Origin of the sequence: Shewanella psychrophila (assembly GCF_002005305.1) — a bacterium.
GTDB classification, from domain to species: Bacteria; Pseudomonadota; Gammaproteobacteria; order Enterobacterales; family Shewanellaceae; genus Shewanella; species Shewanella psychrophila.
The window spans coordinates 2,565,663-2,587,670 of the sequence record NZ_CP014782.1 but is presented as its reverse complement, the minus strand read 5'-3'; the positions used below and the strand labels follow the sequence as shown (position 1 = coordinate 2,587,670).

The 22,008-nt window shown below is 46.7% G+C and carries 12 protein-coding genes; 9 read left to right on the top strand and 3 right to left on the bottom strand.

Annotated features, from left to right (window positions below):
* Positions 1-27 precede the first annotated feature (27 nt).
* The 3 genes from sps_RS11150 to sps_RS11140 all read right to left on the bottom strand — a co-directional run bounded on the left by sps_RS11150 (position 28) and on the right by sps_RS11140 (position 5,310).
* Entirely contained in the window at positions 28-3,033 is a 3,006-nt protein-coding gene (locus tag sps_RS11150; protein ID WP_077752595.1) for a PKD domain-containing protein, read from the bottom strand.
* A 153-nt stretch (positions 3,034-3,186) separates the two neighbouring features.
* Positions 3,187-3,567, bottom strand: coding sequence for a hypothetical protein (locus sps_RS11145; protein ID WP_077752594.1), 381 nt, complete (start codon positions 3,565-3,567; stop codon positions 3,187-3,189).
* A 123-nt stretch (positions 3,568-3,690) separates the two neighbouring features.
* Positions 3,691-5,310 (bottom strand): S41 family peptidase, encoded by a 1,620-nt coding sequence (locus tag sps_RS11140; protein ID WP_077752593.1) that lies wholly within the window; start codon positions 5,308-5,310, stop codon positions 3,691-3,693.
* Between the two features lie 228 nt (positions 5,311-5,538).
* Here sps_RS11140 and sps_RS11135 point away from each other — a divergent pair, with 228 nt between their 5' ends.
* The 9 genes from sps_RS11135 (at position 5,539) to sps_RS11095 (ending at position 21,502) form a co-directional block, all read left to right on the top strand.
* Positions 5,539-6,270: a DUF599 domain-containing protein gene (locus sps_RS11135; protein WP_077755647.1), complete on the top strand. Its 732-nt coding sequence runs from the start codon at positions 5,539-5,541 to the stop codon at positions 6,268-6,270.
* 357 nt (positions 6,271-6,627) lie between these two features.
* A complete protein-coding gene (locus sps_RS11130) occupies positions 6,628-7,989 on the top strand; it encodes a Na(+)-translocating NADH-quinone reductase subunit A (protein WP_077752592.1) in 1,362 nt (453 codons plus the stop codon).
* A complete protein-coding gene (locus sps_RS11125; protein WP_077752591.1) occupies positions 7,990-9,234 on the top strand; it encodes an NADH:ubiquinone reductase (Na(+)-transporting) subunit B in 1,245 nt (414 codons plus the stop codon).
* 2 nt (positions 9,235-9,236) lie between these two features.
* Positions 9,237-10,013 carry a Na(+)-translocating NADH-quinone reductase subunit C gene (locus sps_RS11120; protein WP_077752590.1) on the top strand — a complete coding sequence of 259 codons (777 nt, stop codon included), beginning with the start codon at positions 9,237-9,239 and terminating at the stop codon, positions 10,011-10,013.
* Position 10,014: 1 nt separating this feature from the next.
* Positions 10,015-10,638: an NADH:ubiquinone reductase (Na(+)-transporting) subunit D gene (locus sps_RS11115; RefSeq protein ID WP_077752589.1), complete on the top strand. Its 624-nt coding sequence runs from the start codon at positions 10,015-10,017 to the stop codon at positions 10,636-10,638.
* Positions 10,639-10,647: 9 nt separating this feature from the next.
* Positions 10,648-11,256, top strand: coding sequence for an NADH:ubiquinone reductase (Na(+)-transporting) subunit E (nqrE, locus tag sps_RS11110; protein ID WP_077752588.1), 609 nt, complete (start codon positions 10,648-10,650; stop codon positions 11,254-11,256).
* A 72-nt stretch (positions 11,257-11,328) separates the two neighbouring features.
* A complete protein-coding gene (gene nqrF, locus sps_RS11105; protein ID WP_077752587.1) occupies positions 11,329-12,552 on the top strand; it encodes an NADH:ubiquinone reductase (Na(+)-transporting) subunit F in 1,224 nt (407 codons plus the stop codon).
* A 458-nt stretch (positions 12,553-13,010) separates the two neighbouring features.
* A complete protein-coding gene (locus sps_RS11100; RefSeq protein WP_077752586.1) occupies positions 13,011-21,200 on the top strand; it encodes an RHS repeat-associated core domain-containing protein in 8,190 nt (2,729 codons plus the stop codon).
* Positions 21,197-21,502, top strand: coding sequence for a hypothetical protein (locus sps_RS11095; protein WP_077752585.1), 306 nt, complete (start codon positions 21,197-21,199; stop codon positions 21,500-21,502). The genes sps_RS11100 and sps_RS11095 overlap by 4 nt, the downstream gene beginning before the upstream one ends.
* Positions 21,503-22,008 lie beyond the last annotated feature (506 nt).

Genomic DNA, 22,008 nt, shown 5'->3' with positions numbered 1-22,008 from the left:
TAATCAAACTGCTTCTATTTAGGGAGTTCAGAAGTAAACAGTGACCTCTTGCGAGCAATCACCACCGCCGGCATTACATACCTTCACTTTATGGCTACCACCCCCCTTGATACCTGTATCGATATCATACTCATAGGGAGTTGTGATGAGTTCGGCTTCTATATCTGTGCCATAAAAAGATGGCGTATTCATATCATCGAGATAGACATCGATAAGGGGATAGATTGCCCAGGTAAGGTCAATATGTTTTACGCCTTTGTCTTTACGCCCTATGGCAGTTAAGTTGAGCTCACTCGCTGCTGGAGTCTTAGTCGCAATGCCTGTGGTGAACTTTTCAGAGTTTCCGGCGCCATTAGATGCATAGACCCTGTGATAGTAGTCGGTGTTGGCGGCGAGGCCTGTATCACTGTAGCTACTCGTGTCGGCAGACACTGTACCTGCAGCATTCCAGTTAATGTTATCCAGAGACCTTTCTATGTGAAATGCAGATTCATCCGATGAATTATCCGTCCAATTGAGATCTATCTGGCTCGATGAAACTGGAGTGGCTACTAACCCTGAAGGCGCTACAGGATTAGTCAGGCTTGCGTCAGTTTCAGAGCGGATATAGAGGTTAGACACTGCAATGCTATCGAATGAAGCGATATTTTCGGCATTTTGATCACTATCTTTAACTCTTACTCTGACTTCTCCGCTGACACCTTGTGGCAACATGGTGCTGTAATGGCCGCTGTCATCACTTAATAGGGCTGCAAAATCAATATAATTAGCGCCATTATCTAATGAGTAAGAGAGGATCATTTGATCATCGGGTGAATTGGACATACTAGCATCAAGATGTATCTCCACTGAGCTGCCCGATGCGATGCTGAACAGCCAAGTATGGGTCAGATAACTATATCGGTTCTTTTTCTTACCGCCGGATTGGCGTTCTGTAATGGTCTGACTCGAGCCGCTATCAAGGGCCGAATCATGGTAGTTACCACTGACTGTGCCAGCTGTGAAAATTTCGCCATAGGCGAGTTGATTGATAAAGGCAGGCGCTTCAACATCTATAGCTATGTTAGCTGTATCGCTTGCGCCTAAGTTATCCATGACAGTGAGAGTCGCGGTATAATCACCGGCAGCAGTATAAATATGTGTTGGCTTAGCTTCTGTTGAACTTGTACCATCGCCAAAGTCCCAATCGAAGTTGATGCTGCTTTGGGGGTCATCATCCTTCGAGCCTGTACTGCCAAAGGTGACCTCTAGTGGAGCCTGGCCTGTAAGTGGTGATGCCGCAATGGCTACGACGGGCACTCTATTTAGTACGGACACGGCCACTGAGTCTTGAGCGCTTAATCCGTCACTGTCAGTGACCGTCAGGCTTGCTATATATTCCCCTGGGGCAAGATACTCATGAGTGGGGTCTTCTGCTGGGCTGCTTGTGGTTTCGCCTGTTCCATCACCGAATAACCAGCTATAGCTGACAATCGCAAGATCGTCTGTCGAACCTGCACTGCTAAAATAAACTGAGGTCGGCGCATAGTCAGGCAAGTAACCTGAAGTGCTGATATTCGCTGTGGGTCCTTGGAGGTTTGATGGGCTTTGTACTGTTGCGGATATAATGTATTGACCTAAGCTACCGTAATCTGGGTAGCCGCCGTTTAGAGGATCGCCTTTTCCAACACCATCTATTTTTAAGAAATAGGTGCCGTCACTGGCAAAGCTGCCGTCCAATGATGCCGAAAGAATATTTGCGACATTGTCCGTTTGTAGCAAGGCACCGCCGCTGTCATAGAGGCTGGCTTCTATGTCTAAATTCGGGCTGACATCATCAGGTTGAATAGAGATGCTATAGCTACCAACGGCGGCATCAAACTTAAACATATCTTGATCGCTGCTGAGGTGGATAAGGCCGAATGCATCGAGTTGGTCTGTGGTGCCATTTGTCGTCACTGTCATTGCTGTAACGTCATTGACGATATTCATGCCATCGACATGGTCATCTGGTATCAAGGGGGCACCGTAATATTGAATATCATTGATATCGTCAGCAGGTTCATTAGCTAGCGGGTAGGTGTCCATACTCCATTGTACTAGTTGCTGATAATAACCCACCCCCATTATGGGAGCCCAGCCAGTCACGCCAGAGCCATGGCCTGTGTAATAGCCTGTGCCATCGGTTTGACCGTCATGCCAAAGTCCTAAATTATGGCCAACTTCATGAGAGATCGCTTCTCCGGCTCCAACCACACTTGAATTAAATACGAATGCAGGTTTGTACCTATCACCGACGTAATTAAACACACCGACATAGGCGAAGCCACCACAGCCACAGTTAGCGAAGTTATCCTGAGTGATAACGACTCTGGTACCAAATTGTGAATCACCGCTGCCTGAGTTAGTGATTAAGGCTTGTGCAGGTTCCTGAGTTGTCACGTCAACATTAAAGGGGGCATAGTCTTCTGCAACTTGACGCCACATCAGGTAGATCCTATCGAGTTCAGCTTGGGTGAAAGAAGCCGAGGTTCCTTCGGTGTTATAAGCCGGAGAGGTTATTGTCCCAACGTTATAAGATGTATTCCACTGTCTGCCTGTGGTGACATGGCCATCAAAATCGAGAAAAATAACCCTGTCTGCATCTGGTTTGCTATGAAGTAAGAAGGTTTGTTGCTCATTTAGCGACGTCTGTGGTGTTGTAATTGGTTCAGTAGGAATCTGTTGGTTCTCAGCTTCGACTTCAATATAGAAAACCCGCCCTTGTTTATCTAACCAGACACTCTTGTCTTCTCTGATCATCTTGGCAAATTGAGCCGTCGTTTTACCGTACCAGGCTGCCACCTCTGGAAGTCTTGCACCAAGCAAGCCTACGGCATGTTCACCATTCGCGGGTTCAGGAAGTGTTACCGAGGGGAATACTCGATGAGAGTTCGAAGCATTTTGTGCATTCGAGGGAGTGTTAGCTGCGATGGCATCGGATCCTGAGAGCACCGTAGCGGATAAGGAAAAGCTTAACAGCGCAACCTTAAAGAATCTATTTGAGTAATCCATTACCGTTCCTTTTTTAGCGACCGATAGTTAATTTAAGTGTAGCAGGGCTGGGTAAGTCGCAAGTGGGTGTCAGTAGGTTTGCTTAGAAATGCTGTCAGTATGTTTGAAATGAAGTAGAAGCTGATGGCTGTCAGCTTCTACTAACATAAAAGGCTATTCAGCCTGGCATTGAGTTTCTGGCAGTGGTTGGCTACGGCCGCTATTCTCATCACGAACATAACAAGTGTTATTCGAAATCATCAGCTGAATCATGACGGGCATTTCAAAATTACGACCCATGATCATGTTACCGGAAGGGTCTTGGTGTGGTGTCTTCTCAATCGATAAAAGGCTGCTGCGGGTGAAAGCATCTGTGGCTATCCGTACTCGTGGAGCGTTAAGCAGTTCGCCGATGGCTAGTTGTAGCTCTTGATTGCTTGCCTGAGAAGGGATGGTTATTACAGCGGGCTTTGCCTCTTCGCCCATCTCATCTTTGGCTTGTAAGGAGCAACCTGTGGCGAGGATAATTCCAGCCGTTAGGTATCTAAGTTTCATCTTTTCCTCTCTTAAGTCTTCATCCATTTGTTAAATGGGTTGAGAACACTTGGATTAACCTTAGTGTTTCAGTGTTCTCAATTTTAGTCGCTGATTATCAGGCTTTATTTATTGAGCCTTTATTTATCGAGTCAGGATGCGGTTGTTGAATAAGACATTTTGCATCCTAGTGTCCTGGATGACGAAGCCTGTATCGACGAAGCCTGTATCGACGAAGGGAATCGCGGCTTTAACTTTAGCCATTCCCGTGGCTACCGCTGGACACATATCGTTATCTCGATAATAGAGTGCCGCGCTGAGTAGGCGCTCGTCTGTGTTCCCCAGAGCGTGACCTAAGTCATCACTCAGGTTACATCCGGCAATTTCACTGTCCAGAGTCGGGCTGGAACTGGGCACGAAGCCGTCAGAATAGTCGCCGAAGCCCTTATTATTTTCGCCCCTGAACTGCACGGTAAAATAGGTCGTGCCGCAGTTTGGTGTGGGGTAGAAACCATAGGGTTTACCACAGGTGGTGGAGCCTATCTGTATCACTTCTATGTCGATACCCTTGAGGCTATTTATCAATGCTTCACTGGCGGAGCAAGTGTTTTCAGTGGTGAGCACAAACAAACGGGATAGGTTAAGGCTGGGCAGAGGCTGCCCTGCACCGAGCAGGCCAGTGTTGAAACCGATACTCTCACCGAAAAATGGCATAGGCGTCAGAGCTTGCCCTGTGATGGGGTCAGTATTGGGATGTTTATCGTTGAAGGTGCTGGTCTCAAATACCTTGTTGCTGGTGGCTTGCTGACCGGCAATCATGTAGCCAAGTTGACTGGCCATGGCCAATAAGCCGCCGCCGTTATATCTGAGATCGAGTACCAGATCATTGATACCTTCATCGCTGAGGGTATTGACGGCATCGAAAAGACCTAGCTCGGCTGTGGCGATATGAGAATTAAACTGCAGATAACCAACTTTACCAGTAGCTGTTTGTAACGTTTTGACATTTTGTACTGGGGTCGATACCACTGTTTGTGCGGTCAAGGCGACTTCCCGGCTCTGACTGACGCCTAAATCAAGTAGGGTGAAACGAGTTTGTTTACCGGCATTGGTAGGAAATAAGCCGGCATTGAGCACTTTGATACTGGCTTCGTCGTTGGCATCTTTAACATTTACACCATCTATCTCCAGTATCACTGCACCCCTGGATATACTGGCCGAAGTCGCAGGTGAATTTGGTTCGGTATAAGTCACCGTTATTTTACGATCGACATTGGCCGCCTGGTTCTGAATATTAAAACTGAAACCATATCCCACAGCTGCGCCAGACTGGTTTAGCTGTTCCCACTTAGAAGTCGCCATAGAGTAATGGAACTTATCTTTAGTGTTACCTGTGGCCGAAAGTTCAGTGGTCTTTAACTGAGCAAAATATTTAGCCAGGGTGAAAGGAGCAGGGTTGTTATCTGGGATTTCGCTATACCAGAGATAGGTATCGTCGCTCCATGAACGCAGCCATAGCTTCTCGGTTAATTCTGATCCCGATTGATTCGCAGCACATTGCTGGGCGAGGTTGGCGTAGGGAGTGAAGTTTCCGGCTACCCAAGTTGCAGCGCTTCCGCCAGAGGTTCCCGTACCGCCTATTGTGCCAGTGGAGCCCGTTGAACCAGAACTGGTATCTTGGCTACCTCCGCCGGAGCAGGCGCCGAGAGTAACTAGGCTTAGGGTTAAAAGAAGTGGAAATGTTTTCACCGGGACTAACAACATAAATAATCCTTTATTATTTTGTATCTATATGTAACTTCTATGTATCACACCTGTTGTCTGCTAGCAATCATAGAGCATAAATCGAAACGGTAACCATACCGTTTTATTAAGTCTCACAACCTCGAAAATTTCACTTTTCTGATGCATAATAGCAACTAGTTCATTATGTCGTTTGGTATTAGCCTGTTAGCTGGTTTGGTGCTTAATTTATTTAAATACAGGGTTACTATGTCTGCCTATTCTCTCGATATGTTTGCTTTTGTCTGTTTTATCTCTTGTTGGCTGGGCTATACCACCTTTGCACGCCGTAAGGCTAAAACCACTAACTGTATCGCTAGATGTCTGCATCAACATCGAATCCATTGGATGAATGAGCTAATGACTCGTGAAATTCGAGTCGGAGAGGCCGCCTTACTGGCGAATCTGGAACGTAACATTACTTTTTTCGCTTCTACGACTATGCTGGTACTCGCCGGTGTGCTCACCTTGTTTGCGCAAGTTGAGCGTTTAGAGGCTGTAATAGCGACTATTCCTTATACCGCCAACCCAGTACACTTGCTGATTCAAGTTAAATTAGCTTTACTGACCTTTATCTTCGTGATGGCTTTCTTTCAGTTTACCTGGTCTATGCGTCAGTATGGATTTCTCAATGTGATGGTGGGGGCTGCCCCGGTAGATCTACAAGGTAAAAATGAAAACCTGCGCAGCTATGCTAAACAGATGGCCATAGTGCAAGATCAGGCGGCGCATACTTATAACTATGGTCTGAGATCTTATTATTTCTCTATGGCTGTCTTATGCTGGTTCTTTCACCCTCTGCTATTTATTGGCGCTAGCTTATTTGTAGTTTATACCTTGTACCATAGAGAATTTAACTCCAGAGCCGTGAGGGCAATAACGGCGGGTATGATCATATTGGATAAAGAAAGCAAGGCGCCAAACGTCTCTTCTGGCCAATGAGTTAGTAGTGGTGCACTTGCATGTTGAACGCAGCTGCTATTAGCTTCTATCTAATTGGGCGGTAAACAGCATGCTCTACAAGATATTCCCACCAGATCTTAACGTTTATACATAGTCTGTAATCTATGTACTCAATTTCTTGAATAAACTCATGATCCTAGGATGCCTATGTGCTTTATTTGTTGTAAAGCTACATTGTTGATCTCATATTTTGTAATTTATAAATATAGCTCACAAACCTGAGCTAAATTCCGTTGTTGGCTTACAGTTCTGGAATGTAATGTGACCTCAATATCGGTATTTTAGTTAACAAGCATTTACCATTCATTATCCTAATTTTTATGGTTGATGATTGTGATGGCAGGTTTTTCAGATCAGGTTAAAACAATAAAGAAGGGCCTAGATGTACCTATTGCCGGAGAACCCAGGCAAGAAATTGAAAATTTCTCTAGGTCATCTCATGTGGCCATTCTTGGCGAAGAGTATGTTGGCTTAAAACCTACTATGTTAGTTGAAGTGGGTGAGCAGGTTAAGAAAGGCCAGCCGCTGTTCGAAGATAAGAGAACACCTGGTGTGATATTTACCGCCCCCGCGAGTGGTGAGGTCGTGGCGATTAATCGTGGCGAGCGCCGTGTACTTCAGTCGGTGGTGATAAAGTGTCACGGCTATGACAGCATCAGCTTCGAATCCTATGACGATATTGCTCAAGTGAGTCGTGAACTTGTTCAAGGCAACTTAGTTAACAGTGGTTTGTGGACAGCGCTGCGCACTCGCCCCTTTTCTCGTGTACCTGAATTAAACTCATCGCCTGCTGGTATATTCGTTACAGCTATGGATACCAATCCCTTAGCTGCCGATCCTCGTATTATTATCGCCGAGCAGGAACAAGCGTTTGCAATCGGTATGCAGGTTCTTACTCGCTTAACTGATAATAAGGTTTATCTGTGTCATGACGAAGGTGATAACTTGCCGGGTCATGATCTTCCTCAGGTCGAAACCAAGGGTTTTAGTGGTGTTCATCCTGCGGGGTTAGTGGGTACTCACATTCATTTTACTCTGCCAGTTGGTATCGAACGTGCTGTTTGGCACATTGGTTATCAGGACGTGATTGCCTACGGCAAGTTATTTATGTCTGGTGAGCTTTACACCGATCGCATCGTATCTATTGCAGGCCCGGATGTGGTTAATCCGAGACTTATCCGCAGTCAACTTGGTGCCGAGCTCGTCGAAAGTATTAAAGATGAGTTAAAGCCAGGTTTCTCCCGTGTGGTTTCAGGCTCCGTACTTTCGGGACATACTGCATCGGGTCCACACAGCTACCTTGGCCGCTTTCACAATCAAATCACCGCACTAACCGAAGATTCTGAGCATGAGTTGCTCTCTTGGGTTCGTGGTGGCTCAGACAAATTCTCTATCACCCGGGCGGTGACCTCACGTTTCAATCGTTCGAAGAAGTTATTCAACATGACCACTCATACAGGTGGCTCACAACGGGCAATGATGGCATTTGGTCAGTTAGATCGCGTGATGCCCTTAGATGTATTGCCTACCTTGTTGGTGCGCGACTTAGTGGTGCGTGATACCGATGAGGCCCAGGAGCTGGGCGCATTAGAGTTAGATGAAGAAGATTTAGCATTATGTACCTTTGTTTGTCCGGGGAAATACGATTTCGGTAAAGAGCTTCGTGCCTGCCTCGACATCATAGAGAGGGAAGGGTAAATGAGTAATAAAGACAAAAAGCCTGACGTTCAGGAAGACTACTACGCGCCGGGTCAGGCGATGAAGGGATACCTGAGATCTTTAGTCATCGCACACGGCCGCAGCACAAAAGGCAAGGTGCACGTTCGTGATGCCATCGATGTGAAACGCACCATGACCTTAGTCGGCCTGTGTTTAATGCCGGCTATCTTGTTTGGCTTATACAATTTAGGCCTTCAGGCGCAGATTGCGATAGCTTCGGGTTTATCGACTCCGGATGTATGGCAGCTCGCCCCATTTAATCTAGTCTTCGGCGGTCTTACCGATCAGACCGGGCTTATGGGCTTGTTTTTATACGGCTTGAGCTTCTATTTCCCTATCTATTTGACGGCGCTGTTAGTCAGCCTATTCTGGGAGATGGTGTTCGCTAAGGTGCGTGGTCAAGAGCTTCACGAAGGCTTCTTCGTTACAGCCTTACTGTTTACCCTGATTTTACCTGTCTCGACGCCACTTTGGTTAGTCGCCATGGGTATAACCTTCGGCGTGATTATCGCCAAAGAGCTCTTCGGCGGTATGGGATATAACTTCCTTAATCCGGCATTAGCGGGTTTAGCCTTTATCTTTTTTGCTTACCCGACTCAAGTAGCTGAGCCTGGGCTCTTAGTGGCTGCCGATGGCTTCTCGGGAGCGACTGCGTTAGCCCAAGCGGCAGCAGGTAAGTTAAGCTTTGCCGATTATACCTGGTACCAAGCCTTCTCTGACCCTCAATGGTGGAACGCCTTCCTTGGATTTACCCCTGGTGCAATTGGTGAAACCAGTACGCTGGCCTTGCTCATAGGTGGTGGTTTACTGCTTGCCACGCGTTTAGCCGATTGGCGCGTCGTTGCCGGCGTAATGCTTGGCATGATCTTAACCTCTGTGATGTTTAACCTTATTGGTTCAAGTAAGAATGACATGTTTGCCATGCCTTGGACTTGGCACTTAGTGACTGGCGGTTTCGCCATCGCCATGATGTTTATGGCCACCGATCCGGTGACGACCTCTTATACCCGTCAGGGTAAGCTGGCATACGGCATTTTGATTGGATTTATGACCGTTCTCATTCGGGTGATGAACCTGAAAATGCCAGAGGGGATCATGCTAGCCATCTTATTCGCTAACTTGTGGTCGCCTCTGTTCGATTACATGGTCGCTCGCGCCAACATTAAGCGCAGAGCTAAGCGCACTGCAGCGTTATTAAGCAATGACAATTCGGGAGCTAAATAATCATGGCCTTGAAGAAAGATTCCGTGGTGGGAACCATGATTTTCATCATCAGCCTCAGCCTCTTGTGCTCATTTATGATCACTGGAACCGCCGAGCTGCTCAAAGAACGCAAGCTGGTCAAGAAGCGTGATGAATTAAAACGTTATGTACTGATGGCATCGGATGTGGATATCCAAGGTGAGAAAGATTTTCGCACAATATTCGAAAAATCGGTCACTCCAGTGATCATCAATCTCGACTCGGGGGAAATCGAGGCTCTCGAGCGAACCCAGGTTATGGATTTCGATGAGCGTATGGCGGCGATTAATCCTGAAAAGTCACGTAAACCTAAGAAAGATACCGCAAGAATTCGCTCTCGCGCCGATGAAGTCCGTGTGTTCAAGGTATTCGATGAACAAGGTGAGCTAAGCAGCGTCGTTATGCCTATTTATGGTAAAGGCCTGTGGTCGATTATCTACGGCTATGTGGCATTGAAACCCGACTTTAACACTATCGAGAATATCGTGTTTTATGAGCACGGCGAAACCCCGGGGATCGGTGATTTTCTTAATGAGACTGAGTGGACAGATAAGTTCCGTGGCAAGCAAATTTTCGATGATAAGGGTAAGGCGGTGCTGAAAATTGTTAAGGGCGGCGCTAAAGAGGGCGACATTCATGGTGTCGATGCCGTGAGTGGCGCCACCATGACTGGACGTGGTGTACAGCGTTCGATTCAATTCTGGTTTGGTAATGAAGGCTTTAAAGTCTTCTTAGACAAGCTAAAAGCTTCGGAGGTTTAAGATGAGTAAAAATTTAGCCGCCACTCGGGAAATACTGACGACGCCTATTTTCTCTAATAATCCGGTTGCCATGCAGGTACTTGGGGTCTGTTCTGCGTTAGCTGTCAGTAACTCGATGCAAACGGCGTTGGTGATGACCCTAGCGGTGACTTTCGTATTGGTGTTTTCGAATCTGATCATCTCAACCATACGCAATCTTATTCCAAACAGTGTCCGAATCATCGCGCAGATGACGATTATCGCCTCATTGGTGATCATCGTCGACATGGTGCTGCAGGATGTCGCTTATGAGTTGTCTCGCCAGCTGTCTGTGTTTGTGGGACTGATTATTACCAACTGCATCATCATGGGCCGCGCCGAAGCTTTCGCCATGAAGAACAAGCCGCCTATGGCCGTGGTCGATGCCTTGGGTAATGCCATGGGTTATGGCGTGATCTTACTGGGCGTTGCATTCGTGAGAGAACTGATAGGCAGTGGCACTCTGTTTGGCCACGAGATCCTCAAAACGGTGGAAAACGGAGGCTGGTACTTAACCAACGAGATGTTCAAGCTGCCCCCGATTGCTTTCTTCCTGATCGGTTTGATGATCTGGGCCATCAATGTCATTCAGCGTAAGAGAGGGTAAGAGAAAGTTATGGAACACTATATAAATCTATTTGTTCAGGCGGCCCTTATCGACAATATGGCGCTGTCATTCTTCATGGGCATGTGTACCTTTCTCGCGGTCTCTAAGAAGGTCTCCACCTCATTTGGTCTAGGTATCGCTGTTATCGTAGTGATGATGCTAGCGGTGCCATTAAATCAGCTTATTTATGCCAACGTACTGGCTCCGGGGGCGCTGGCTTGGGCCGGATACCCTGAGATTGATTTGAGTTATTTGCAGCTGATCACCTTCATCGGTGTGATCGCTGCTTTGGTTCAGATCCTAGAAATGTTCTTAGATAAATACATCCCGAGCCTCTATGACTCGCTGGGGATCTTCCTGCCACTATTGACCGTTAACTGTGCGATTTTTGCCGGGGTTATTTTCATGGCCAACCGTGACTACACCTTAGGTGAGTCCGTGGTGTTTGCCGCAGGCTCAGGTTTTGGTTGGGCCATGGCGATTGTGATGCTAGCAGGCCTGCGTGAACGTATGAAGTTTCATGCCATACCCGAAGGGCTACAGGGCGTGGGCATTACATTTATCACCACAGGCTTAATGGCATTAGGCTTTATGGCGTTCGCAGGTATCTCAATTTAATTCAGTGAGTTAATCGCGTACTTGGATTAACGAACTTGAATTAACGAATTGAATTAAGAGAAGGTAGATTCGATGGAAATGGCAATTGGTATCAGCATGTTTACCCTCGTGGTGAGCCTGCTGGTAATGGTGATTCTATTCGCCAAGAGTAAACTGGTTTCAACCGGTGATGTAAGAATTGGCATCAATGATGACGAAGACAAGAGCATTACCACACCGGCGGGTGACAAGCTGCTTGGGGCATTGGCCAATAAAAATATCTTTATTCCATCCGCCTGTGGTGGCGGTGGCACCTGCGGTCAGTGCCGGGTAACGGTTAAATCTGGTGGCGGCGATATCCTGCCAACAGAGCGCGACCATATCACCAAGAAAGAGGCCAAAGAGGGGTGTCGTTTAGCCTGTCAGGTGGCGGTGAAAACCGATATGGAGCTTGAAGTCGAGGAGGAGATTTTCGGTGTTAAGAAGTGGCAGTGTGAAGTTATCTCAAACGATAACAAGGCCACCTTCATTAAAGAACTATTGCTGAAGCTCCCCGAAGGCGAAGGCGAAGACGTTAAGTTTAAGGCTGGTGGTTACATTCAGATTGAAGCGCCTGCTCATCAGGTCAACTACAGCGATTTTGATATTCCGGACGAGTACCGTGGCGACTGGGATAAGTATGATCTGTTCAAACTGGTGTCTAAAGTCGATGAAGACGTGCTACGTGCATACTCTATGGCGAATTACCCGGATGAGAAAGGCCGTATCATGCTCAACGTGCGTATCGCCACGCCGCCGTCAGAGGGTGTCGCGCCGGGCAAGATGTCATCTTACATCTTTAACCTCAAAGCCGGTGACATGGTGACAATATCGGGCCCCTTCGGTGAGTTCTTCGTGAAAGAAACTGATGCCGAGATGGTGTTTATCGGTGGTGGTGCGGGTATGGCCCCCATGCGTTCTCACATCTTCAACCAGCTTAGAGGCGAACACACTAAACGTAAGATGAGTTTTTGGTACGGTGCACGCTCTACCCGTGAAGTCTTCTATCAAGACGAGTTCGATAAGTTAGCGGCGGAGAATGAAAACTTTGTCTGGCATGTAGCCCTGTCCGATCCGCTCCCCGAAGATAACTGGGATGGTTACACCGGATTTATCCACAATGTGATTTATGAGAACTATCTTAAGAATCACAAGGCGCCGGAAGATTGTGAGTTCTACATGTGCGGCCCTCCGATAATGAACACCTCTGTCATTAACATGCTTGAGAGCCTGGGCGTCGAAGAGGAAAACATTCTGTTAGATGACTTCGGTGATTAATGCCTAGGATTTAGCTAGAAACGATTAGATAAAATGCAGCCTTTTGGCTGCATTTTTTGTTTTAAGCTTTCTTGAAAAGCACATCGAAGAGGAAAATGTCCTAGGATATGACTTTGGTGCTTTGGGCATATTAATAACCTCATTCACCCAGAGCTAAGCATTGGCAATCAGGCTCTTATTTTCTGACGATGCTAATACAGTTCTTAGTCTTAACCCCTTTAATTAGACTCTTACATGCTGCATGTAACGGATTTCTCATCCTACTTCTTGCCCCTTTTTTCGATACTATCGTTGGTTATTCTGGCTTTTTGTGTGAAAAATGTTGCGAAAACATAAATTTAATGTTTTCCGTTTGGTTTGCTGATATGGTTCAGTTTTTGTTATCCCTAATAAAATATTTGTCTTCACAAAGGCTAATCGGTAGTACGTAATTATTAAGAATTAAAAGGAAGTTAATTATGAGATCTCAGGGAATAGGCTACATATTACTATTTATTTTTTCGTTACATTTATCTTTTTTCGTTGAAGCAAGCCCCAATACTGCCTCACCGCTTAATATCACCAGCGTGTGCCCTGAGGGCTATCAGTTTAATACTGCACAGACGGCGTGTGAAAAAGTGGATGAGATGGCTGCTGCAGTGTCCTATGCGTATTCATGTCCCAGCGGCTATACCTTATCTGATACTTCCTGTATTAAAAATGAAGCACACAGCGCAGAGGTCGAACTGACCTGTGGTGAGGGGGCTGGCTGGTCGCGATCCGGCAATAACTGCTCACGCACACTGTCTCAAACAGCCAGTAGTCAAATTGTCTATTCTTGCCCTTCTGGTTATGCTCGTAGCGGTACCCGTTGCACTAAAAGTGAGACAAAAACAGCCCCTTCATCGCTACAATGTTTTTCAGGCGGCTGGACGCTTTCTGGGGCGAACTGTATACGTACCGTTTCTCAAGCAGCATCGATTAGTTATACTTTTTCCTGCCCCTCCGGTTGGACAACAGTGGCTTCGAGTTGTCGCTATGTTGAAAGTAAGGCGGCGACAAAGGTGTATTACTGCGCCGCAGGAAAACGATTATTCGGTAATAGCTGTCGACTCATCAAATTAGCCTCGCTTCGTACACTTTATTCATGCCCCAGCGGATATTCCCGCTCTGGAACAATCTGTAGAAAAACAGACACCAAACCTGCCACAGCAAGCACAGTGCCGGCATCTTGCCCAAGTGGTTATAGCTGGAGTGCGTCAAGAGGTAAATGCCGCAAACAAGTGAGAGTCATTGCTAATCTCAAACCTACCAATATGAGTTGTTTTGGTGGTGAACCTATGGGGGGCGGAAAACGCTTATGGCAGTGTTGGTCTGAAGTGCCGCGTGCAACACAGACTCGCTATAGTTGCAGTGCTGGCTGGACAGTATCAGGAAGCCGCTGCAGTAAAACATTAACGCAAACGGCATCGAGCCGTCAGGCATACTATTGCCCAATAGTGTGGAGCAAGGGGGAGCCACTTGATTGGAGAGTGTCTGGTTCAAGTTGTATTTATTACGGTACCTCATATCCAGCCCCCTCTAATTATACGTGTAGTTCAGGATTCAGCGTATCGGGCTCTCGGTGTCTAAAAACCCATACGTTGTCAGCAACCAGAACAACAAATTACTCGTGTCCTGCAGGCTATATTCACTCTGGGACGTCTTGCCGTAAGACGCAATCTAAAACGGCATCTCGAATCTATCAATGTGCTACCGGGTGGACGCTTTCGGGTGCTCGCTGTAACCGCACTTTGACACAAACTGCAAGTAGCCGGACAGTCTATTCTTGCCCTGCGGGTTATGGCCTAACAGGGTCGACGTGCAGTAAGTCAGAAGCCAAGAATGCCATGGCTAAGACGCAATACCTTTGCCCTACTGGTTTTTCGTACAATTCAAGCCTGGCTATGTGCCGTCAGTCAGTTGTTATTTTGTCGCCGATTAAGCCTACAGGAAAACAATGTAGCGGGGGGGAACCTGCTGAGGGAGGAAATAGAAGGTGGTCTTGTTGGGAAGAGGATAGTGCCAGGCTCGAAAATGTCTATCGGTGTGGAGAAGGCTGGAGCGTGTTAGGCAGTCAATGTCAACGCACACTCACTCAGGTAGCCAGTCAAAGCACGCAATATACTTGCCCAGCCGGCTGGGAGAGAGAGGGGCAGATATGTTCAATGACATCATCTGTTGATGCTATTGAAATCACCGATGCTGATGGTCAAAATGCTGAGCCTTACCATACTGTAAACTTAGATGCTGCAGTGTTGAATGGTCAAGCCGGCGTCTCTGGTGGGCAAGCCAGTTATCAAATACCTGTAGACTTGCCACCTGGCCGCGCTGGCATTCAGCCTAAGGTTTCTCTGAGTTATCACTCACAAAGTGGCAACGGCGTGGCTGGTGTGGGGTGGTCTCTTAATGCCGGCTCTGCAATTAGTCGCTGCGGGGCAACCTATGCCCAAGATGGTTTCACACGTGCGGTCACGTTTAATGCTGACACCGACAGGCTCTGTTTAAATGGTCAGCGGCTCATCACTTCTGGTCGTTATGGCACCAGCGGCGCTGAATATCGCACAGAGATGGACAGCTTTGTCAAAGTGGTGCAATCGGGAGAGGTCAATGGCGCCTCAACACGCTTTACCGTCTATCGTCCGGATGGTTCAATAGCCACTTATGGTGCGAATGCCGATAGTCGGTTTACGCCTGGCGGATTAACCACGACGTTAAGTTGGAAGGTCACTCAAGAATCATGGTCGTCAGGAAAGAACACCATTGATTATGAATATGATACCAGTATCGCAGGCGAGCATCTTTTAAGCAAAATCAAGTACACAGGCACTGAGAATACGTTAGGTGAGCGATATGTCGCGTTTACCTACGACGCTAGGAATGATGCTCGTATCAGTTATCTCGCAGGCGGGATGTTACAAACTACGCGACGGTTAACTCAAGTCAATACCTTTGAAACAACGAATAAGCCTGTTCACCGTTATTTATTAGGTTACCGTTACAGCCTAGCCAGTGGAAGGAGCTTGGTCAGCGGTATACAAGAGTGCGGTTTCAGTAATACGACACTGCAATGCACCTCTCCAACCCTATTTGATTGGTCTGAAACGACTCATATCAGTGAGCCCCAGCGCCTAAAAATTGATGGTGTAACGCGTTATGACGATAGCATCAATATTTTAGGGGTTATCCCACATGGCGATGTAAACGGTGATGGTACTGTTGATTGGCCAGGTTTTAACACCGATGCTGAGCAAGGTTTAGTCAATGCGAATGATATGGTTTTCCAGGAGTTTTGTCGCTATAACGTCATGACGGCTTCATTTAATTGTGTCGAAATAGATATCAATCAAGACGGGAAAGCAGACCCACTAAGAAATATGAATGGAGAGTTACAGTTTGATGCTAACCAGGATGGTCATTACACCTCCTCCAATATTTCACTTAACAATTATGGCTTAAATAAAGTTGACCGCATTCTCAGTGGAGCCGATTTTAATGGAGATGGCTTTCCGGACTTACTTATTTATCGCCATAATGATGGCCAGGCGAAATTAGCGTTACACCTGCATACTGGAGACACGTTAAACCCTTACCTAAGTCATGGTGAGACTTTATTAAATTACACCTATAAAAGAAGCTCTGTAGATTTTAAGCTGTATCCGACTCAAACCGCTGAGGTGATAGGAGATATTGATGGCAATGGATTGCCGGACATTTTAGTTTCAGAGCTCGAACAGCCTATTGTTGGCTCTGTGCCAGGTGGAAACCCGAAATATTTTTTGCTTAATAAAAGTAGAGGGGACCATCTTGATTTCACCACAAAGGAACTGGATATTAATAGCTACTCAGGATTTCCGGCAAATTATCGTTTGGATTATCGATTCTTCAGTTATTTCAATGATATGAATGGTGACAACCTCCCCGATTGGTTTGGATGGGAAGGCGGTGAGCTTGTGGTGAGAATGAATGATGGGACAGGTACATTTCATGATGCTATTGAACTTGGGGCTGATTCAACATTATTGAGTCGATACTTTCGCCTTCCCACTGGCAACGAAGGTGATGTTGCATTTTATCGCGTTCCCAAGTTCAACGGCAGTTTGCATTTCGTTGATATCAATGGTGATGGACTCAAAGAGCTGCTTTTACCAGGCGAAAGAATAATAGAAAGTTGCGTCAGTTTGGTTGACCCTTTCAAAAATGGTTCCGTTAATAATAAAGAGAGTCAGTATTGTGGAGACCAGATTTATGGCGATATCAGTAGCGGCTACTCAGCTGAATACCCCACTCAACTTATTGATGTTAAATCACATGACCATTCTATTTATCGCTATGATGCTATCTATTTCGACAAACAAACCGATGGCAGTTACTTGGCTAGGCGAGAAGCGTCTAAGTTTGAAGGCTCAGCCTCTGAAATCGCCTTTATCGATGCATTTGGTGATGGTCTCATTGACGCCGTATATACTTATGGACCAGATAGTGTATCAACAATAGTCGATAAACAAGCCCCCCATTATGGTGTCGATTATGGTGCCTATATTGTGCGTAATTATGGTGCGGGTGATGGACTGACGACGAGTGACTATGGTGCCGTTGATTATCTTCAATTTGTCACAGACGGTTTAGGTAACACCAGCCAGTGGCGTTACCGTCCACTCTCTACGGGGGAAGCCAGTGCGGGCCAAACTAAGATGTACGATACTGACCATGATTACGTCGGTGATGGCTATATCCACTTTGGCTCCAGTATGTACGTGGTGCAATCTTTTGAGCAAAGCAATGGCATTGGTGGAGTCAATGAAACCGAGTACGCCTACAAAGGCGCCATGTATAATCTGCAAGGCAGGGGCTTCACTGGGTTTAGAGAGGTGGTTGAAAAGGATGTCAGTCGCAATAAAGTGACCTTGAGTGTCTTCAAGCAAAAATTCCCCTTTGTTAGCCTGCTTGAATCACAAACGGTGAGTGTCAATGGCATCACAGTGGCAATGACCGCACAAAGCTGGGCTGACAACCCGCAGCACACGATTACCGGTGTGTATCACAACATCAATACCCGTACTATCACCAACAGCTACGGGTTAAGTGGGTCCAGTGAGCGGCGCAGCGCGGTTGAGCAAACCATTGCTCCGAGTGCTGTTGATGAGTTTGGCAATATCAGTAAGCGTACCCAAACGGTCACAGATTATATTGATGGTGGCGCCAATAGCTACCAAACAGTGGTCGATACCGTGTTCACGCCAGACACAGATAACTGGTTTTTATCAAAATTTAATGCGGTGATGACGACCAATACCGTCGAAAATCGTGATTGGGTGAACGACCCAACAGTGAATGCTGATATCGCTCAAGTGGCAACGCAAACGGTTGAGTCTTGGGATGAGACACATCACAAACCTACCCGCATTGTTTACACTGCATCGGGCAGTGCTTGCAGCCGTAGTGACGTTATGGTGTTTAATGATTATGGCTTGCCTTTATCATCCACGGTAACCGGACAGTCTAGTGCTTGCAGTAGCCTTTCTGCTCGAACAACATCATTTAATTACACTAAAAATGGGTCCAGTGTTGCGGATGATGGTTACCTCCCTTACCAAGTGACTAACGCCAAAGGTCATATCACTACGACTGAATATAATATGGGTTTAGGTGTCCCCACCAAAGTGACGGCGCCGAACAGTATTGTGACGCAAACTCAGTACGATGCCATAGGCCGACCGGTGCAGGTAAGTCAAACGGGGAGCCCTATTCGATATATAAGGTATTTGCTAGCAGCCAGCTGGAGTCATAGTCCGTCTCATGCAAAATTGCTGACACGCATCACCTCTGCGGGTATGCCAATACAAGAAGAATATCAAGATAGCTTAGGTCGACCACTGCGCAGCGCTACTCAAGGGTTTGACGGCAGCCGCTACCAATATTTGGATAAACAATACGACAGTTTAGGGCACCTCACTCACGAGTCCTTACCTTATTTCAATGGCGACACACCTGAATATACCGTGTTCAGTGGTTTCGATGCCTTCGACAGACCGGCGACTCGCAGTTTGCCAAATGGTGAGTCTGGTGGATTAATGTCTACCTACGGTTATACCGGCTTAACAACCGATATCACGGTAGAGGGACGCACCCTATCCCGCACCTATGGCATGCAAGGCTTACTCTATGAAACCGTCGATGCTGCTGATGGCAGTAACCGCTTTTCCTATGATGGCGGGGGACGTCCATTAATAATTGAGGATGCGAACCACAACAAAATAGTGGCCAGTTACAATGGCTTTGGTCATAAGACTCGCCTTGATGACCCTAATCAAGGGACAACAACGTTTGGCTACAACACCTTAGGCGAACTCGACAGCCAAACCGATGCGAACGGCATTACCCAGACCTTTGTCCTCGATACATTAGGGCGCATCACCGCTAAAACCTTTACTGGCAGCCAGGTTAACGGCAATGCCAGTTACACCTGGGATACGCGTAAACAAGGGCTACTTACTAGTGAAACTCAACAGGGTATTGACCAAAGTTACACCTATACAGATAACCTGCAATTAGCCACAAGCTCAATCACGGTGTCAAACAGTCATGGTGGTGACGGGGTCACTCGTACTGTAGGCCATCAATATGACAGCTTCTATGGTCGACCTATAGGATTAACCTATCCTAATGGATTAATGCTTGAATATCGTTATAACGACAGCGGTTATCTCAGTCAAACGCGAAATGTTGCGTCAAATTATATCTATCGCACCATTACCGATAGGGATGCTGCGGGTCATATCACCGGCGCAGCGTTAGCAGACGAGTTGATGAGTCAAGTCAGTGCTTATAACAGCGAAGGCACCATGGCCAGCACCCAAGTGACCAGTAGCTTGGGCCAGCTGCATAATCATTATTATGAGCGTTACGACAGTTTTATGAACCTTACTGCTGAACGCAATGCCGTTACAGGGTTAGAAAAAAGTTATGTGTATGACAATCTGAACCGTCTAAAACAGTACAGCTTTAGCAATGGGGGTTTTGCTCTCTACGATAACAGTACCCCGTTCGCCGCTACCGTCGATTATGGCTATGATGCGGTGGGTAACTTGCTGAAAAAGTCCGATTATAGTGTTAACACGGCTGGCGCTTATGAGTATGGCGCGTGTAATGGGCCAAACCGTGTGTGTGCCATCACTAAGCCAATCAATAATCAGCGCATCACCTTTAGCTATGACAGTCGGGGGAACCTACTAACCGGTGACGGGTTAACCATGACCTATAACGCGCTGGATAAGCCGTTGACCATCAATGGACGAGGTCCTAGCAACAACACCCGTACCGCGTTTGTCTATGGCAGCGACAATATGCGCGCACTGCAAACCCGTACAGTGAGTGGTAAAACCACTAAGACCCACTATGTCGGTAAGTTATTTGAGAGTGACAATGATGGCAGCTGGCGGGCCTACATCGATGATATTGCGGTACTCAGTTACACGCCGGATAAGGGTAACAAATTGCTATTTACCTTGCGTGATAGACTGGGCAGTGCCACCACCCTAGTCGATGAAGCCGGTAATATCATTAGTCAGCGCTATTTCGACCCCTTCGGGCGTACAGCAACGGCAAGTGCGGCAGGTAGCTTAGGTGATTTGCTCGATACCAACCGTCACCGCCGTGGATTCACCGACCATGAGCATTTGAACGAGCAGCAGCTTATTCATATGAACGGTCGGGTGTACGATTACAACATGGGTCGCTTTATGTCGGTGGATCCGTTTATTCAGAGCCCGACATCGACGCAAAGTGTTAATCCGTATTCGTATATTATGAATAACCCGCTCAGTGGAACAGATCCGACGGGGTATGTGGCGGAAGAGAAAGAGTTTAAGATTAAGGTTGCGACAACGGGCAGTCGCATCAAAAGATCGGTAACAGCTACTGTCTCGAGTAATGGCAAAGGTGGAGCGACGGTTACCTTCTCTGGTGGCAATGGTGCCTCAAGAAGTGCAGCAAAGAATGCCGTTGCTGGTAAGCTTTCTGGTGCAGGGTTTAAGGTGAGTGATATTGGTGGGCAGAAAGCAATATCTAGCTCTTCTACTTGGAATAAATCTGAGGCATCCGGTGTGGCAGATAAATATACTGATGTATCGACGCCAGGTGTAGATTCTGCAATAACGGCAATGAATTCCAATCCAAATGATTTAGGGCAAACTGCGCATGTAGGCCGAACTCAAGAAAGGAATATACTTGAGTCTTTGGAACCTGGCAGCTATCTCAGAATTACAGGTGATGCCGCTGTCGATGCTGGCATCATGATGATTCCCATCCCTATGTTAGGGGCTGGTAAAATGGGGTATCAGTTTTATAAAGCATCAAGAGTAGCGAAAGGACTGGTAACACCAGAAAAGTTTTTTGGAGGATTAACTCATAAGGAAGCGGAAAAGGTGCTAATGAGAAAGTTCGGCAGCCCTAGAGGTGGAGGGGCAAACAATAAGTCGTTTTTTAACAACAAAACCAAAAGAACTTATAATTTACATCAAGACCCACTTCATAGAGGTGGTAAGCCTCATATAGATGTGAGAAAAAGAGGTTTACCAACCAATTACTACAAAGATAAACCTTTCTTCTTAAATGGTGGAGCGCCATGAATTTAAATGATAAGAGAAATGAACTTATATCCTTATTGAAGGCGTACGATTGCGGTAAGTTAGACGTGGTCAAGCTTGACGAGTTTTCATGGGATATTATTGATTATTTCACCGAGAACCCTGATAGCAGCTTACCGATAGAAGAGGGTAATGAGCGTACCTTCTGGTTTGCAATATGGAGTATTCAACACCTCGCAGCTGAGGATGAATCACTGACAAAGAGAGAGCTAGCAAAAGCCCTAAGTTATTTAACGGGGGGCTCAGTTTTGCCTCAGGGTAGCACAGGAAGAAGGCCGACTTAATTCAGGACACATATAACAAAATGGCCGTTGAGGACTTTTAACTGCACAATCGTGATAAACCGTGTCTAGTTAGCTTGTGGTTTAGCCAACTTCTCTACCTCTTAATTAGCCCCATATCGTTGGGGCTTTTTGTTGTCCGAAATGGAGCAACGTGACCAGTAGCTTGGGCCGAGTTCACCAGTAGAGCCGATCCTTGTTCACCAGCAGCGTGCGCCATTGGTGCCAGTGCCTACAGGGCAGAAAAGTCAGCCGTCACTTATAGTGGCCGCTGGCTTTTCATTTTGTGTAGAGAGGCAGTCCAAGCTTAGGTGAAATTTGTCCATAAGACTCGGAGTTGTCCAGATCAAGGTTATACCCTTGCTCTACTAGCCAGGCAGGTGAAGTGGCATAGTTAACACAACACCTGATGATGCTACAGGCTGTAATTGGTTTATTTTACTTTGATTTTAGGTACTCACAGTACCTGTATTGCAATAAATATAAACCGCTAGAGTTTTAACTAGGAG

What these genes read in the sequence shown, in the direction of transcription:
- sps_RS11150 (WP_077752595.1), bottom strand. Translation starts at nt 3,033, where the DNA reads ATGGATTACTCAAATAGATTCTTTAAGGTTGCGCTGTTAAGCTTTTCC.
- sps_RS11145 (WP_077752594.1), bottom strand. Translation starts at nt 3,567, where the DNA reads ATGAAACTTAGATACCTAACGGCTGGAATTATCCTCGCCACAGGTTGC.
- sps_RS11140 (WP_077752593.1), bottom strand. Translation starts at nt 5,310, where the DNA reads ATGTTGTTAGTCCCGGTGAAAACATTTCCACTTCTTTTAACCCTAAGC.
- sps_RS11135 (WP_077755647.1), top strand. Translation starts at nt 5,539, where the DNA reads ATGTCTGCCTATTCTCTCGATATGTTTGCTTTTGTCTGTTTTATCTCT.
- sps_RS11130 (WP_077752592.1), top strand. Translation starts at nt 6,628, where the DNA reads ATGGCAGGTTTTTCAGATCAGGTTAAAACAATAAAGAAGGGCCTAGAT.
- sps_RS11125 (WP_077752591.1), top strand. Translation starts at nt 7,990, where the DNA reads ATGAGTAATAAAGACAAAAAGCCTGACGTTCAGGAAGACTACTACGCG.
- sps_RS11120 (WP_077752590.1), top strand. Translation starts at nt 9,237, where the DNA reads ATGGCCTTGAAGAAAGATTCCGTGGTGGGAACCATGATTTTCATCATC.
- sps_RS11115 (WP_077752589.1), top strand. Translation starts at nt 10,015, where the DNA reads ATGAGTAAAAATTTAGCCGCCACTCGGGAAATACTGACGACGCCTATT.
- nqrE (WP_077752588.1), top strand. Translation starts at nt 10,648, where the DNA reads ATGGAACACTATATAAATCTATTTGTTCAGGCGGCCCTTATCGACAAT.
- nqrF (WP_077752587.1), top strand. Translation starts at nt 11,329, where the DNA reads ATGGAAATGGCAATTGGTATCAGCATGTTTACCCTCGTGGTGAGCCTG.
- sps_RS11100 (WP_077752586.1), top strand. Translation starts at nt 13,011, where the DNA reads ATGAGATCTCAGGGAATAGGCTACATATTACTATTTATTTTTTCGTTA.
- sps_RS11095 (WP_077752585.1), top strand. Translation starts at nt 21,197, where the DNA reads ATGAATTTAAATGATAAGAGAAATGAACTTATATCCTTATTGAAGGCG.